Here is a 14,060-nt window from a genome sequence, read left to right as displayed (position 1 = left end):
TCCTTGGAGGCCTAGCTCTTTATTAAATTCGTCCAAGTTTTGGGACGCAGTTCAATCTAATGGTGCTGTCGGATTTTAATCAACACGCATCTTATCTCTGTAGCCATTCTTGGCGCTTTTCTCGTTTTGCATCATAAACAAACTCAATAAGCTAGTTCTTAGACATCCATTCCTGGAAAACCAATCTGTCGCAGCGCCTCGTACAGCACAATGGCAGCTGCGTTTGAAACGTTAAGCGCACTGACCGAAAACTCATTGGGGTCAATAAAGTTTCCGCAGATATCCTGCTGTAAAAGCGCTGGGTGAGCATACTGATCATTGCCATCTAGCGCATCGTGCTTCTGGCTCCAGTCCTCGCGGTTGACCAGACTGGCGGAGTCTTGCAGCATTGGGATTCTCTCGCATTCGTCAGCATGCTGTGCCAGAAGTTCCTCGGATAGTCCCAGGCTTTCCTTGCCAAAGATGAGGTAATCGCCATCACGATACGTTGCCTGAGTGTAGGTCTTCTTAGCTTTCTTGGTTAGAAAGTGAAGTTGAGATCTGCCGCCCGCAAATGCGCTGTTGGAAGCGCTGGCTACAACGGCAACAGCGTCGTGTGCAGCGTCCGCAGCAGGTGCATCAACCGCTTGGGCAAGACCGTTCTTCTCCAGAAATTGATCCCAGTTGTCATAAACAGAAACGTTAAGGCTTTGCCAGTAGGCCATGCCTGCCCGTTTAAGACTTTTGTCATCAAGCGAGAAACCCAATGGGCCCACTAAATGCAGATGAGTGCCACTCACAACGCAGGTACGGCCAATGTTTCCCGTATTTGCGGGAATCTCGGGCTCTACCAGTACAACGTTGAGCATAGGTTATGCCAGAACAAAGCTAGTCAGGAAGGCAATAAGTCCGCCGAGTGCCATAGTGGCTGGCAGCGTCACAAACCAAGCGGCAATAATCTTGCGCGCAACACCCCAGCGCACGGAACTGCGACGACGAGCAGATCCTGCACCCATGATGGATGTAGTGATGACCTGTGTAGTGGAAACTGGCGCACCAAGAGCAGTCATGATCTCAATTGCAACGGTAGAACTTGTTTCGGCGACAAAGCCAATAACTGGCGTGAGCTTAGTAACACCATCGCCAACGGTACGCATAATACGACCGCCGCCAATGGAAGTTCCTAGCGCCATAGTTGTAGCGCAGAGAAGTTTGACCCACAGAGGGATGCCCATGGAAGGGTCATGTAGACCTGCGGTTACCAGGGCCAACGTGATGATTCCCATGGTCTTCTGAGCATCGTTGTTGCCATGGCTGTATGCCATAAACGCAGCTGAGAGCACCTGAAGACGATGGAAGAGACCGTTTGCCTTTTTAGGTGGCCAATCAGCAAAGATCTCAAATACCAGCTTCATAATGAAGTAGCCCAGAGCCATGCCAATAAGTGGCGAGGTAAATAGAGGGATAACAACCTTCTCGATGACGCCCGCCCACAAAATATGACCTGTGCTGCCGGTAAATACGATGGTTGCGCCAATAAGGCTGCCGATAAGCGCATGCGATGAAGAGCTTGGGATTGAGAACCACCAGGTAAAGAGGTCCCAAATGATAGCACCCATCAGTGCAGCAAAAATTACGTAGAGCTGGAGCTGAATGTCAACCAGACCAGACGCAATGGTCATAGCAACTTTCTCGCTCATAAGCGCGCCGATAAAGTTCATGATAGCCGACATGATAATTGCTGTGCGTAGAGGCAAAGCCTTGGTATACACCGTAGTTGCAATAGCATTTGCGGTGTCGTGGAAACCGTTGATGAACTCAAATATCAGAGCGGAAACAAGTACCGCAATAAGCAAGATGCTAGCCATTTTTCACAATGACATTCTGAACAGCGTTTGCAACATGCTTGCAAGCGTCAAGGGTTGACTCAAGTCTATCCAGAAGGCTCTTCCACTTAAGAACCTCAATTGGATCATCGACGTTTCTAAAGATAGAGCTCAGAGCGTTACGATACACAACATCGCCCTGATCCTCGTATTCATTTGCAGAGCGTGTGTGACGAATGACCGAGTCATCCTTGTGATAATCAGGGAGACGATCGAAGGCCTTTTGCAGCTCCTCTGATGCAAACAGAATCAGATGTGCCACCTGAACTGCCTCTGGACGCATTTCTTTAATGTCATACATGCTGAGGTGTGCAGAGACGCTCTCAATACCGTCTGCAATCTCATCCATAAGCAGGGCAAGACGTGAAATGTCCTCGCGATCAAATGGCGTGATAAAGGATGTGTTGAGGGTGGAAATAATCTTTCCTACCTGGTCATCGCAGAGTGTCTCGTAGTTCTTGATTTGGACTTCATAATCTTCTGAACTTGGGAATGACTCCATATAGGAGACAAACAGTTTTGCTGTTGAAACAATCAACGCTGAAAACTCAGAGAACATGCTGTAGAACTCATCTTCTCTACGAGAAACTCGGCTCATATGACGCCCTTCACTTGGACTTTTTATTACATATACAAACACATTTAGTATAGCTGTTTAGGGCGCGTACGCTGGAGATAATGTCAATTTCAACTTCTCCATAGAGAAGCTGTCAATCATAATAAGATATAGACTAGGGAGGCCAGATTATGCGAGAAAAGCTGTTTGAATACGTTGCAAATCAGTACGGTAATTGGATCTCTGCGCTTTTAGATGGCTCTGTTGACTTTGATGAGCTGTGTCAATGGATTGATGCAAGTTATTCAGCGACAAACTAACGGATATCTTCTTACGTAATTGGGTAAGTATCAGCAATCTGTTTGTTAGACATTGGAGGCTACTTTACATGACGAAAAAGCACGCACTTTCTTTTGACGAGAATTTCTTCAACAAGCTAGGTCAATTTGGCAGCATTCTCTCAGTCATGATGTATGTTTCTTATATCCCACAGATTACCAATAATCTTGCTGGCAATAAAGGTAGTTTCATCCAACCACTAGTTGCCATGATCAACTGCATTGTTTGGTTTGTTTACGGCGCTTTCAAGAAAGAACGCGATGTTCCCATTATGATTGCTAACGCCCCTGGTATTCTCTTTGGACTTGTTACCGCAATTACAGCGCTGCTATAAACTGGCAGCCAGGCAGGTCCATAAGCTTACTTAGACTCAACGATAAGGACGGTTCATGTGGCGCTTATAGGTTTCTTTAAAGTTGTCTATATTCCCCTGGCCGTCCTGTATCTCATAGCGGCATATGTCCTTCTTGCAAAGCAAAGCTTGAGCAAAATCTTTAAGCGCACAAATTTTGACCTCTTCCGCGGTGGAGTGCTCGCACTTTATTACTTTTTTATAGCTATGGTCTTCTTTGTAGACATAATGCTTCTTACCACTAAAACTATAGTTAAGCAGCAATTTCTTGTTCTTTATATAGTTGGAATTATTGCTATTGCTGTTGCGTGCGCAATCTTTACGCAAATAGCAAAACACTCTAAATCAGATCGTTTTATTACCATTAGAGACTTGGTTGTTCCGCTTATTTGGCTTACTTCCTCATTTGTTTATACGCAAACAATATTTGCGCTTTTACTTGCAACAAAATAGTAACGCAGCCGTTCCATTACTGCTTAATGGGCTTCTCGCTATTTACTTGCCTAACTCTATGCGAACCTTTTGCCCCTCAACGTGGACTCTATCCTGAGCAAAAAGCTGCAACACCTCAGGATAAAGCTGGTGCTCTACCTGGTGAATTGCCTCTTCAAGCTGGTCAACGGTCCAACCCTCTTCAACCACAACGGGTCGCTGAGCAATAATGGGACCGCGGTCGTAATCGGCGTTTGCCAGGTGAACGGTGACGCCCGTCACCTTGACGCCGTACTCATACGCATCTTGAATAGCGTGCGCACCGCGGAAGCTTGGCAGTAACGCCGGATGCAGATTGAGCACACGATTAAGGAAGGTGTTCAGAATAGGAACGCCGACTTTGCGCATGTAGCCAGCCATAACAACATAATCAACGTTATAGCGCTTGAGCTCGGTGGCAATAACCATATCTGCAACAAATGGATCTTCGTACGTCTCTTTTGAGAGCGTCAGGGTTTGCAGGCCGGCTGCCTCTGCTCTCTTCAGACCATATGCATCGGGGCGAGAAGAAACGACCAGTTCAATGGTTGCGTCTAGCTTGCCAGCATCGATGGCGTCAATAATAGCCTGCAGGTTGGTACCTGAACCGGAAAGAAGAACGCCAAGCTTAATTGGCATCGTTATAGACCACCTTTCCGGTGCCTGGGATAATCTGGCCCATGATAAATGGCTCAAATCCCTGGTCAGAGAGTGCTTCTGCTACATCGTCAACGTCGTCCATGTCCACGATAAGAGCCATACCAACGCCCATATTGAAAGTGCGATACTGCTCATCAAGAGACAGATTTGCAGCGCTAGAAACGTATGAAATAACTGGTGGAATATCCCATGCAGGACCAGCCTCTCCACCACGATCAACCTCTGCATCAAGGTGAGCTGGCAGTGCACGGTTAAGGTTTTCGGTGATTCCACCACCGGTGATGTGTGCCATAGCCTTGATAGGAGCTTCTGCACGAAGAGCAGCAAGCAATCCACCTGCATAAATGGTGGTTGGACGCAAAACAGCGTCTGCGAGTGACTCTCCACCGAGTTCCTCTAGTGGCTGGTTAAGCTCCTCGACAGTCTTGCCCTCAATGGCTACCTTACGTACCAGCGAATATCCGTTGGAGTGAATGCCAGAAGAAGGAAGTCCCAGAATAACGTCACCTTCACTGACCTTCTCGGGACCTAAGATCTTTGGTTTGTCGACAACGCCCACGACAAAGCCAGCAAGATCGTAATCGTCAGGATTCATAACACCTGGATGCTCGGCCATCTCGCCGCCTACCAGCGCACATCCGCTCTTGCGGCAGCCTTCTGCAATGCCGCCAACAACCTCGGCAACGGCCTCGGCTTTGAGTTTGCCCACGGCCACGTAATCCAAGAAAAACAGCGGCTCGGCGCCCATAGGAACAATGTCGTCAACGCACATTGCAACCAGGTCCTCGCCCACCGTGTTGTGGCGATTGAGCAGCTGAGCAATGGCAAGCTTAGTGCCAACGCCGTCGGTGCCACTGACTAGTACAGGCTCTTCCATATCTTTGAGTGCTGCTGCCGAGAAGCAGGAGCCAAAGCCACCTAAGCCGCCAATGACCTCGGGACGAGTAGTCGTAGCAACAGCAGCCTTGATGGCGTCAACCGCGCGAGCGCCCTCATCAACGTCAACGCCTGCGTCAGCGTAGGTAATCTGCTTGGTTGGATCAGCGGAAGTAGTCATTATTCTCCTTCTTACTGCTCTGAAGGGACAAAGCCCTCGTCAATTAACTGCTGTTCTACCTGGTCAAACTTACGTGCAAAAGATGGGTTTAGATTATCTGGGGTGTTTTCTGGCAAGAACCTCTGGTAGAAGTCTTCCGGAATTGCCACAGGATACCTGCCACTAAAGCAAGACTCGCAATAACCGCGAGAAGGAACGCAGGCAAGCAGACCCTCTAGGCTCAAAAAGCCTAAGGAATCTGCCCCGATATATTCGCAAATCTCTTCTGTACTCATTTTTGCCGCAACAAGCTGGTGCTGGTCGGCAGTATCAATACCATAGAAGCAAGGCCAGATAACCTTTGGAGATGCACTTCTAACGTGTACTTCAGTAGCTCCTGCGTCTCTAAGCAGCTGAACAATCTGCTTGGAAGTAGTGCCGCGAACAACAGAATCATCTACCATTACGATGCGCTTACCTGCAACAACGTCCGAAAGCGCGTTGAGCTTTAGGCGAACGCCCAGTTCACGAAGCTGCTGTGTAGGCTGAATGAACGTTCTTGCAACGTAACGATTTTTGATCAAGCCAGTGCCAAAAGTCACGTCCAGCTCTTGTGCAAAACCCTCAGCCGCAGGAACGCCGGAATCAGGTACACCGATTACCAGGTCAACGTCTGCTGGGGTCTCTTTTGCCAGTTGGCGACCCATCTGATGACGGACAGAATACACCGATCGACCACTAATAATAGAGTCAGGACGCGAGAAATACACCTGTTCAAAGATGCAATCTGCTTGCTGACGAGGGGAAAGTCCCATCTCAGAAGATAGGCCACTGTCGGAAATACGGATAATCTCACCGGGAGCAACCTCTCGCACATACGTGGCGCCCACAATATCCAGCGCGCACGTCTCAGATGCAACCACCCAGTTATTCTCGCCTTCCTCGCCAATATGGCCGAGTACCAGCGGACGAATACCGTTAGGATCCCTAAACGCATAGAGGGCGTTCTCGCGGATAAGCACCATGGCGTAACCGCCCTCGATGAGGTTCATGGTTGCGGCAATACCGGTGCGCAAACGGTGTGTACGACGAGTAAAGTAGCCGATGAGCTGGGCTGCTACCTCGGAATCCGTGTGCGATCTAAAGGAAATCTGGCGAGAAGATAGTTCTTCTCGCAAAGAGTCAAAGTTAACGAGGGTGCCGTTATGCGCCAAGGCAATGAGGGTCTCATCGATGGACGACATGTGTGGCTGGGCCGACTCCCAACCCTTGGCGCCTGCGGTGCCGTAGCGGCAGTGACCGATAGCCACTTTACCTGGCATTGCGTTGAGGTCGTCGTTGTTGAAAACTTCGGTTACGAGGCCCGTATCTTTTCTGATAAGTACGGTATGGCCGTCGCCGACAGCTATACCTGCGGAATCTTGCCCGCGATGCTGCAGCGCGTGCAGCGCAAAATAAGTGAGTCGAGCAACGTCACGGTCAGGCGCCCATACTCCAAAGACGCCACATTCCTCGTGAAGTTCCATTGGATCCCCTCCGGATGCCTCAGCTTGAGCCACCCTTGATCAAACGCCTCTCACGTCTGGCAACAATACATACAGTGTACCTGGAAATTTGCAAGAAAAAGCGCTCCGAACAAATATGTTCGGAGCGTGTAACAATTTTTTGAGAAAGTGACATTTTACTGCCCTGACTGGAGGCTTCTTGCTGTATCCAATATTCCCTCTGAACCGCCAGCATGCCGACTACTGAGCCTTTGGCTGTGCTTCAGTCTTTGGAACACAAATGAGCATGGTACGACCATACTGGTCAGTGTAATTGCAGGTAAAGAGTGTAAGAACGTGATCAGCGCGAGAAATAACCTCGGCAGCATCAGAACGCGAGCTTACTGCCCTAGAAAGCCTATCCTTCAAGTAAGACCTGAACTCATCAACAGAGCCAAAGTTAAACTGCCTGACTTCCTCGTCGTCTTCGTCGGTGTGATAGGTAAATACTGGCTCAAGCTCATATGTCTGAGTAGGTGTGACGTACCAGATAGTCTCAACCTTATCGAAGGTAGATTGGTCATTCATTGCTCCAATGTACTGGAACATGGAGCCGTTTCTCATATGGTGGCCATAGAGAATAGTCTGCTGGTCAGTAAGGCCATTTGGATTGTTCTGGTAGTCCATGAAAATCTGGCCACCGATTGACCACTCACCCTTTGCGTTTGTATGCAGGTAGTGATCGTTATCTGTAGTCTGATATACAGGGTAGTTGACCTGCGTATCTGGAATCTGAATCCAGCCGACAACCTGGTTGTTTACTGCCTGAAGTCCGGCCCAGTCAATAACTGGGGCCTCGTCTTTTTTCTCGGAAACTGTTGCGTATGTAGCGAGTTCTTCGTTGATGACGTCTTGCTCGTGGTATTCAAGCTGGGTCTTACCAAACATAACGCCGGCAACAACCAAGAGGCCAATGCCAACTACCAGCAAGAGCGTGGAAAGAATATAAGCAAAACCTTTCTTCTTAGTGGGTTTCTCGCCAGACTTTTTAGGAGAGGTTTTTTTGTTGCCCTCTTTTTTTGAGGACACAGAATTTTTCATAGAAACCATCTCGACAGATGTTTTTGAGGTGTGAGTATTTCCAGCCGTCTGATCGTCAGCGGCGAATGAAGCAAAATGCTTGCCGTTTTTTGATTCCATGCACTCCCCTTCTGAAGGTACTCGTTTGTCATACCTTTGTCATACTCTTGTGATACCCCTTAAAAGTTTAGCTATGCACGAAACAAAAATCTCTGTGCATCTTATGAAGTCATCGCATAATCACATTTGCAGCTACACAAAACCCGCAAAACCCGCGCCTTAGGTTTTCTAAAGCGCGGGTCTTGTGTGTGGGTGCGCGGGTATGCGCGGGCGCGGTTCTATTCGCGGGCTGTAAGTCAGCTTATGCGTCAGCCATCTCGGCTTTGAGCTGGACGATCTTCTCACGATACTCTGGAAGAGATGCGCCAAGAATCTGAGTAGCGTAGATAGCTGCGTTTTTGGCGCCGTTGATGGCAACGCAGGCAACAGGCACGCCGGATGGCATCTGAACCATGGAGAGCAGGGAGTCCATGCCGCCGAGGTCAGAGGTCTTCATTGGAACGCCAACGACAGGCAGTGGAGTAAATGCAGCAACAACTCCGCCCAGGTGAGCGGCCTTTCCTGCAGCTGCAATGATTACCTTGAGGCCACGGTCAGCGGCGGTCTCGGCCCACTGGTGAACCTTGTCTGGAGTGCGGTGTGCAGATGCAATGACCAGCTCGTATGGAACGCCAAGGCGCTCGAGCTCAGCGGTGCATCCCTCCATAGTTGCAAGGTCGCTCTTAGATCCCATGATGATTCCGACAACAGGCTGATCTGCCATCTCTGCTCCTTTGTTACGTCTCTTAAAATAGGTGGATACGTCAAATATCCATCTCACAGTATAGAGTATGATTTTCTTGAACGTTGGTCCATCAGTCCACGTGAAAGGAAACTGTAATGAATGAAACCAACTCTGTTCTGTACCAGCGAGAAGGCTCGTACATCCCTCGCATTGCCGCAGTGCATGACCTCTGCGGATACGGAAAATGCTCGCTGGGCGTAGCTATTCCGGTGCTTTCTGCAGCAGGATGTGACGTTTGCCCTGTGCCTACGTCGCTTTTCTCGGCACACACCAAGTTCCCTACGTTCTACATGCATGACACCACCAATATGCTCGAGGATTACCTTGATGCATGGCAGGAAGAGGGCATTGACCTGGATGCCATTTATTCTGGCTTCCTCGGCGCTGCTGAGCAGGTTGCAAGCATTCAGCGTTTGTACCAGGAGCATCCAAAGGCGCTTCGCGTAGTCGATCCTGTTATGGGCGACGGCGGAAAGATGTATCCAACCTATACGCAAGAGCTTTGCGATGCAATGAAATCCCTGGTAAACGGTGCAGATATTCTGACGCCAAACCTTACTGAAGCTTCGATTTTGACTGGTATTCCTTATGCTGGTCAGGATTTAACAGATGAGCAGGTAGATGAGCTACTTGATGCGCTGCTTGCAATGGGTGCAAAGTGCGTCGTTCTTAAGGGTATCGTTCGTGGCGACGGCCTCATCCGCAACTTTGTTGCTACCGAATCCGAGCGCGGCGAGATTGTTTCTGAGCTTCTGCCATACATGCTGCACGGAACCGGCGACCTGTTTGCATCTGCGCTTCTAGCTGCAGTTATGTGTGGTCAGGAAATTGCTGACGCCGTTGAATTTGCTGGTGAGTTTGTTTGTGAGTCCATGGAAATTACTCGTGAGCAGCCAAACTTTGAGCTTCGTGGCGTTTCGTTTGAGACAAAACTGGGCCTGATTACTCAGCTTCTGCAGGAGTAAAAGCTCGTGCAAGCTGTGCAGCTTGTGTAAAACCTCACGCTTCAGCGAAATCAATCATGATTCTTTGCCGTAGGTGCCTGCTCACATAGAGTGGGCACCTATTTTTGTCCCAACGGCTATGCAAAGATTTGTCGCTATGCATGAAAATGTATTTTACAGGCACTTTATTCGTTTCATTTTTTATCAAACAAACATTGAGCTCCAAAATAGGGCGAAAAAGGTAAAAACCCGTTTAGTTGGGGATCGAGCGAATTGATTAAAGATTTGATATTACTAAAAGGCCAGTTGGCGCTAATCGGATGGCACATTGCAGGCTCAAAATAGCTCAAAATCGTCATGCATAAAGTCTAAAATCCCCAACTAAACGGGTTTTTTACCTTTTTGGGACCAAAATCGTCTTGAAAACACCGATCCTGCAATTTTTAGCCAAATTAACGTGCAAACTCATCATTGGGGTCACCATTTTGAGGCGTGCCGACCTCCCGATGAGTCACTTCATGTAGCGCAAGCAAAAGAGCCGCTGGTGCCAGCGGCTCTTTTGCACTTTTTTCTCAGGTAAGACAGACTACTTGCTGCTTGAAGAACTGTCGGATGTACCAGTGGTGCCAGTGGTACCTGTGGTACCAGTAGTTCCCGTTGTGCCAGTTGTAGTGTTCTTCTTTGTTGAAGAGTCACCACCAACGATTCCGCCAAGCACGCGAACTGGTGTAAATGACGTTGCAATCTGGTCACGCAATTCTTTTTGAATGGTGTCGTTTGCACCAGTAATGACCATGGTGATGTTTACGCCATCAGAGGATTGCGTCTTTGAGAACGTAAAGGTAAAGATAGGTGTTGCGTCTCCACCAGGCTTAAGGAATCCAAAGAGCTGAGATTTCTGCAACTCACCCTGGTCGTTTCTATGAACGCTAACATGATAGACAACGGTATTGATTCGTGGGTTGAGCAGTGCGTTAATAGCAAACGCCTGAGCCTGAACACTTGATCCGGCGTAGCATTCAAGCACGTCTTTTGAGGTGGTGTCGGTAACCGTTACCTCAACGCGACCAGTGTTCTCGTCAGCTTCCTGAACCGAGAAATCTTCGGGGAACTGCGTGAATCCATTACCCCACTCAACGCCTCCACGCAATGCGGATGCAACAGATCGTACCGTAACTGATTCAGTTAGATTTGCTGTGTTAGCTCGACGAATAACACCACAAGAGACCTGCATCAGAACCACGATTACCAGGAAAACCAAAACAAAAAGGACTGCCGTCTTTGTTATGACCTTCTCGATATTTGAGCCCGAAGGATCAGATCCCGAAAGTGGATCAACGTCCACTGCCACAGCTCCGCCCTGCCTGCGAGCACGCTCTAGAGCTGCGCGTTCCTCGTTAGGATGACCCGTCTCGTCCACCTTGGTAAACAACTCTTCAGCTGCGTCAGCATCAAGCGCGCCCTTCTGGCGGCGCGCGAAGCGTGAACGTTCTGCATCATCTTTAGCCATGTAGCTCTCTCATTCAACCTGCATAAACACACTTTAAAGCGTGCGATGCGTTGACTTTTGCTCTTAAGTACAACCCGTCGGTTTACAGGCCGCAAGTTGCAGCCGCAAGTTGCAAACCGCAAACCTGCAGTTAAGCGCATCGCGAGAAGAACGATTGCTGCTGCAAACCGCGTTTCGCAAAGCACCTAATGCTCTATTTTACCGCCTTGCGAGATTTGTCGCACCACCAAACTGCATTTGGTAGTAATGAGCGTAGATTCCGCCCTTTTCTAGCAGCTCATCGTGGGTTCCGCGCTCAACTGCACGACCGTGGTTGATAGTAATAATCTCATCTGCGCCCATAATTGTCGAAAGTCGATGGGCAATGACCAGCGTGGTCCTATTCTTTGCCAGTTCAGAAAGGGATTCCTGTACCGCACGCTCGGACTCGTTATCCAAAGCAGAAGTAGCCTCATCTAGGATGAGCAGCGGAGGGTTCTTGAGGAACACGCGCGCAATGGAAATGCGCTGCTTCTGTCCACCGGAAAGCCTTGTTCCACGCTGTCCAACCTGCGTGTCATATCCGTCAGGCAACGACTCGATAAACTCGGCGATGTTTGCGCGCTTTGCGGCAAGCGCAATGTCGGCTGCGGAAGCCTCGGGGCAACCGTATGCAATGTTCTCCGCAATGGTGCCGTCAAAGAGATACACGTCCTGCTGGACCATACCAATTGCCGAGCGCAAACTGTGCTGCGTAACGGAGCGAATGTCCTGGCCGTCAATGGTGATGCTTCCGCTTGTAACATCATAGAAGCGTGGCAATAAAGCGCAGGTAGTTGACTTACCTCCACCTGAAGGTCCAACCAGCGCAACGGTTTTTCCGCTCTCAATATGAAGGTTCAAGCCGTTGATAACGTCTTCAGCGTTGTTGTAAGAAAAATGAACGTCCTGGTAGATGATGTCGCCAGCAGTAATCTGAATGTCGTGAGCATCAGGCGCATCTTGAATATCTGGCTGAGTTTCAAGAATCTCTGTGAAACGCTTAAAGCCGGCAAGACCCTTCTGGAATGTCTCGGTAAAGTTCAGAATGTTCATGATTGGCGTGGTAAACAGCGAGATATACAGCGCATAAGTTGCCAGGTCAATAGCTTGCATTTGCCCCTGAGCAATCATCCAGCCGCCCAAAACCAACACAACAGTGTTCAGAATGCCCATCATGCCAGAAATAGCAGCCTGATACCCGCCCATTGCCTGATACATATTAGACTTAGAATCCAGATACGCCGAGTTGCTTGCCCTAAATTTCTTACGTTCGTGATCTTCTGCCGCAAAGCCCTTAACCACGCGAATACCAGAAAGTGAGTCTTCTAGCTGGGTATTTACGTCGGAAATACGCATACGATTCTCTTTAAAAATACCGCGCATGTGCATGTTGGCAAAGAAATTGAACACCACTAACGCGGCGGCAATTCCAGCAAGCACCAGCGTAAGAGGCACATTGATAAACGTCAGAATAACAAAAGAGCCAGCAATCTCAAGCAAGCCAATAATCAGATACTCGGGACCGTGGTGCGCCGTCTCAGAAATGTCGAACAAGTCAGATACCAGGCGACTCATCAGGTCACCCGTCTTGTGGCGATCATAATACGAGAAACTCATGCGCTCGTAGGCGTCAAACAGGTCTTCTCGCATCTTGCTTTCCATACGCGCGCCCATGATGTGTCCCCAGCTAATGACAAAGTAGCGACACAGAAAGTGGACAAAGTACATAACCACAAGGCCAATAGCAATGAATATCAAGCTGCCGAGAATGGCATCTTTGCCCTGCACAAATAGCCCCTTGGTGAGCGAGCGCAAAATCTGGGGGAACGCGAGCTCGATACAAGCCAAAATGATGGCGCAGATAGTGTCCAGAATAAACAGATGCTTTTGCGGGGCGTAATAAGAAAGAAAACTGGCAAACAGCGATTTGCGGTGTTTGCCAGAAACGTTTTTGCCAGAGGTGTTGTTACCAAAAGCATTTCTACGAGAGGTCTGGTTCAAAGAACTGCCAGGTACAGGGCGAGAAGAACGATCAAGCATGCGTAATTACTCCATAGGCAATCGGTGTGAAATTGAATCGCAGATAAGAGCTCCAATGATAGTCTTTGCGTCCTCGATTTTGCCATCGAGAACAGCGTCTACCAGCTCAGATAGTGGAACAAGATCCACGTTAATAAATTCGTCGGCATCTGGGTCTGATCCCTCAAAGGTCAACTCAGTTGCCATATAAAGGTGAATAAGCTCGTCGGTAAATCCGTCGGAAGTGGCGGTAGTGGTGAGAAAAGCCATCTTTCCCGCCTTCATTCCGGTTTCTTCCAGCAACTCACGGTGAGCGCAATCAAGAGGATCCTCGCCTGGATCAAGTTTTCCTGCAGGTAGCTCAACTGTTACGCGACCAAGCGCAGTTCGGTACTGACGAACCAGGCAAATTCTACCCTCATCAGTCAATGCAACAATAGCTACAGCACCGGGATGACGCACAACATCACGAAGAGCAGTGCGTCCATCAGGAAGAGAGACACGCAGACGATTCACGTCAAAAATGCGACCAACCCAAACGGTATCTTCAGAAAGTGGCTTCTCTTCTAGAGAGGCATCACGCGCATCCTCTGTACCTGCAACAAAGCTGCGCTTTTGTGGCTCCCCAGAATGATGGTAGGCAGCATCGCCCACAGCAACACGCTCACCGTCGTAGGTAAGCGAATCAACTGCCGAGTGCAAATCATTGCGAGCAGAATCAAACACCTCTGGAGTTACCTGCATGTCAGCATCAAGAATCTCTGGCTCAGCAGACTGCATATCATCAAACACATCACTAAACTGAGAACTGCTTTGATCGCTGGTCCAAGCACCATCCTGTACGTTGGTTTTCTCGTCATTTTGATTTGCCATAAGCGC

General features: G+C 49.0%; 15 protein-coding genes. 4 read left to right on the top strand and 11 right to left on the bottom strand.

The features are described from left to right. Window positions 1-158: 158 nt before the first annotated feature. Genes RWJ96_RS04250 through RWJ96_RS04240 form a run of 3 tightly spaced genes read right to left on the bottom strand, consistent with a single transcriptional unit; the run spans window position 159 to window position 2,463 of the window. Window positions 159-848, bottom strand: coding sequence for a tRNA (cytidine(34)-2'-O)-methyltransferase (locus RWJ96_RS04250; RefSeq protein WP_314019126.1), 690 nt, complete (start codon window positions 846-848; stop codon window positions 159-161). A 3-nt stretch (window positions 849-851) separates the two neighbouring features. Then, window positions 852-1,847: an inorganic phosphate transporter gene (locus RWJ96_RS04245; protein ID WP_314019125.1), complete on the bottom strand. Its 996-nt coding sequence runs from the start codon at window positions 1,845-1,847 to the stop codon at window positions 852-854. Continuing rightward, window positions 1,840-2,463 (bottom strand): DUF47 domain-containing protein, encoded by a 624-nt coding sequence (locus RWJ96_RS04240; protein ID WP_035428216.1) that lies wholly within the window; start codon window positions 2,461-2,463, stop codon window positions 1,840-1,842. The genes RWJ96_RS04245 and RWJ96_RS04240 overlap by 8 nt, the downstream gene beginning before the upstream one ends. 149 nt (window positions 2,464-2,612) lie before the next feature. Here RWJ96_RS04240 and RWJ96_RS04235 point away from each other — a divergent pair, with 149 nt between their 5' ends. The 3 genes from RWJ96_RS04235 (at window position 2,613) to RWJ96_RS04225 (ending at window position 3,565) form a co-directional block, all read left to right on the top strand. After that, window positions 2,613-2,741, top strand: a complete 129-nt coding sequence (locus RWJ96_RS04235) for a hypothetical protein (RefSeq protein ID WP_286127389.1) — start codon at window positions 2,613-2,615, stop codon at window positions 2,739-2,741. Window positions 2,742-2,809: 68 nt separating this feature from the next. Beyond that, window positions 2,810-3,094 carry a SemiSWEET family transporter gene (locus tag RWJ96_RS04230; protein ID WP_314019123.1) on the top strand — a complete coding sequence of 95 codons (285 nt, stop codon included), beginning with the start codon at window positions 2,810-2,812 and terminating at the stop codon, window positions 3,092-3,094. 57 nt (window positions 3,095-3,151) lie between these two features. After that, on the top strand, window positions 3,152-3,565 hold the full coding sequence (locus RWJ96_RS04225; protein ID WP_314019121.1) for a hypothetical protein: 414 nt from the start codon (window positions 3,152-3,154) through the stop codon (window positions 3,563-3,565). A 42-nt stretch (window positions 3,566-3,607) separates the two neighbouring features. Here RWJ96_RS04225 and purN read toward each other — a convergent pair whose 3' ends face one another. The 5 genes from purN to purE all read right to left on the bottom strand — a co-directional run bounded on the left by purN (window position 3,608) and on the right by purE (window position 8,666). Next, window positions 3,608-4,222 (bottom strand): phosphoribosylglycinamide formyltransferase, encoded by a 615-nt coding sequence (gene purN / locus RWJ96_RS04220; protein WP_314019120.1) that lies wholly within the window; start codon window positions 4,220-4,222, stop codon window positions 3,608-3,610. After that, window positions 4,212-5,300: a phosphoribosylformylglycinamidine cyclo-ligase gene (gene purM / locus RWJ96_RS04215; protein WP_314019118.1), complete on the bottom strand. Its 1,089-nt coding sequence runs from the start codon at window positions 5,298-5,300 to the stop codon at window positions 4,212-4,214. The genes purN and purM overlap by 11 nt, the downstream gene beginning before the upstream one ends. Window positions 5,301-5,311: 11 nt before the next feature. Beyond that, window positions 5,312-6,805, bottom strand: coding sequence for an amidophosphoribosyltransferase (gene purF, locus RWJ96_RS04210; protein WP_314019116.1), 1,494 nt, complete (start codon window positions 6,803-6,805; stop codon window positions 5,312-5,314). 219 nt (window positions 6,806-7,024) lie between these two features. Beyond that, window positions 7,025-7,963: a class B sortase gene (srtB, locus tag RWJ96_RS04205; RefSeq protein WP_314019114.1), complete on the bottom strand. Its 939-nt coding sequence runs from the start codon at window positions 7,961-7,963 to the stop codon at window positions 7,025-7,027. A 241-nt stretch (window positions 7,964-8,204) separates the two neighbouring features. Next, window positions 8,205-8,666, bottom strand: coding sequence for a 5-(carboxyamino)imidazole ribonucleotide mutase (purE, locus tag RWJ96_RS04200; protein ID WP_035428223.1), 462 nt, complete (start codon window positions 8,664-8,666; stop codon window positions 8,205-8,207). 116 nt (window positions 8,667-8,782) lie between these two features. Between purE and RWJ96_RS04195 the strand changes: the two genes are divergently transcribed. Beyond that, on the top strand, window positions 8,783-9,652 hold the full coding sequence (locus tag RWJ96_RS04195) for a pyridoxamine kinase (protein ID WP_314019112.1): 870 nt from the start codon (window positions 8,783-8,785) through the stop codon (window positions 9,650-9,652). A gap of 565 nt (window positions 9,653-10,217) precedes the next feature. Here RWJ96_RS04195 and RWJ96_RS04190 read toward each other — a convergent pair. The 3 genes from RWJ96_RS04190 to RWJ96_RS04180 form a co-directional block, all read right to left on the bottom strand. Then, complete coding sequence (locus tag RWJ96_RS04190) at window positions 10,218-11,141, bottom strand: hypothetical protein (RefSeq protein ID WP_314019111.1); 924 nt, start codon at window positions 11,139-11,141, stop codon at window positions 10,218-10,220. Between the two features lie 198 nt (window positions 11,142-11,339). Further along, window positions 11,340-13,202 (bottom strand): ABC transporter ATP-binding protein, encoded by a 1,863-nt coding sequence (locus tag RWJ96_RS04185; protein WP_314019109.1) that lies wholly within the window; start codon window positions 13,200-13,202, stop codon window positions 11,340-11,342. Between the two features lie 6 nt (window positions 13,203-13,208). Then, on the bottom strand, window positions 13,209-14,054 hold the full coding sequence (locus RWJ96_RS04180; RefSeq protein WP_035427089.1) for an NUDIX domain-containing protein: 846 nt from the start codon (window positions 14,052-14,054) through the stop codon (window positions 13,209-13,211). Between the last annotated feature and the right edge of the window lie 6 nt (window positions 14,055-14,060).

Source organism: Lancefieldella parvula (genome assembly GCF_963547875.1).
In the GTDB taxonomy this organism is placed as follows: Bacteria; Actinomycetota; Coriobacteriia; order Coriobacteriales; family Atopobiaceae; genus Lancefieldella; species Lancefieldella parvula_D.
The sequence above is the reverse complement of the archived record's forward strand: the minus strand, read 5'-3'. Positions and strand labels throughout refer to the sequence as shown.

Excerpts from the sequence above, each read along its gene's own strand:
- RWJ96_RS04190 (WP_314019111.1), bottom strand. The coding sequence starts at position 11,141 with ATGGCTAAAGATGATGCAGAACGTTCACGCTTCGCGCGCCGCCAGAAG.
- RWJ96_RS04235 (WP_286127389.1), top strand. The coding sequence starts at position 2,613 with ATGCGAGAAAAGCTGTTTGAATACGTTGCAAATCAGTACGGTAATTGG.
- RWJ96_RS04195 (WP_314019112.1), top strand. The coding sequence starts at position 8,783 with ATGAATGAAACCAACTCTGTTCTGTACCAGCGAGAAGGCTCGTACATC.
- RWJ96_RS04180 (WP_035427089.1), bottom strand. The coding sequence starts at position 14,054 with ATGGCAAATCAAAATGACGAGAAAACCAACGTACAGGATGGTGCTTGG.
- purF (WP_314019116.1), bottom strand. The coding sequence starts at position 6,805 with ATGGAACTTCACGAGGAATGTGGCGTCTTTGGAGTATGGGCGCCTGAC.
- srtB (WP_314019114.1), bottom strand. The coding sequence starts at position 7,963 with ATGGAATCAAAAAACGGCAAGCATTTTGCTTCATTCGCCGCTGACGAT.
- RWJ96_RS04185 (WP_314019109.1), bottom strand. The coding sequence starts at position 13,202 with ATGCTTGATCGTTCTTCTCGCCCTGTACCTGGCAGTTCTTTGAACCAG.
- RWJ96_RS04240 (WP_035428216.1), bottom strand. The coding sequence starts at position 2,463 with ATGAGCCGAGTTTCTCGTAGAGAAGATGAGTTCTACAGCATGTTCTCT.
- purN (WP_314019120.1), bottom strand. The coding sequence starts at position 4,222 with ATGCCAATTAAGCTTGGCGTTCTTCTTTCCGGTTCAGGTACCAACCTG.
- RWJ96_RS04245 (WP_314019125.1), bottom strand. The coding sequence starts at position 1,847 with ATGGCTAGCATCTTGCTTATTGCGGTACTTGTTTCCGCTCTGATATTT.
- purM (WP_314019118.1), bottom strand. The coding sequence starts at position 5,300 with ATGACTACTTCCGCTGATCCAACCAAGCAGATTACCTACGCTGACGCA.
- RWJ96_RS04250 (WP_314019126.1), bottom strand. The coding sequence starts at position 848 with ATGCTCAACGTTGTACTGGTAGAGCCCGAGATTCCCGCAAATACGGGA.
- RWJ96_RS04230 (WP_314019123.1), top strand. The coding sequence starts at position 2,810 with ATGACGAAAAAGCACGCACTTTCTTTTGACGAGAATTTCTTCAACAAG.
- purE (WP_035428223.1), bottom strand. The coding sequence starts at position 8,666 with ATGGCAGATCAGCCTGTTGTCGGAATCATCATGGGATCTAAGAGCGAC.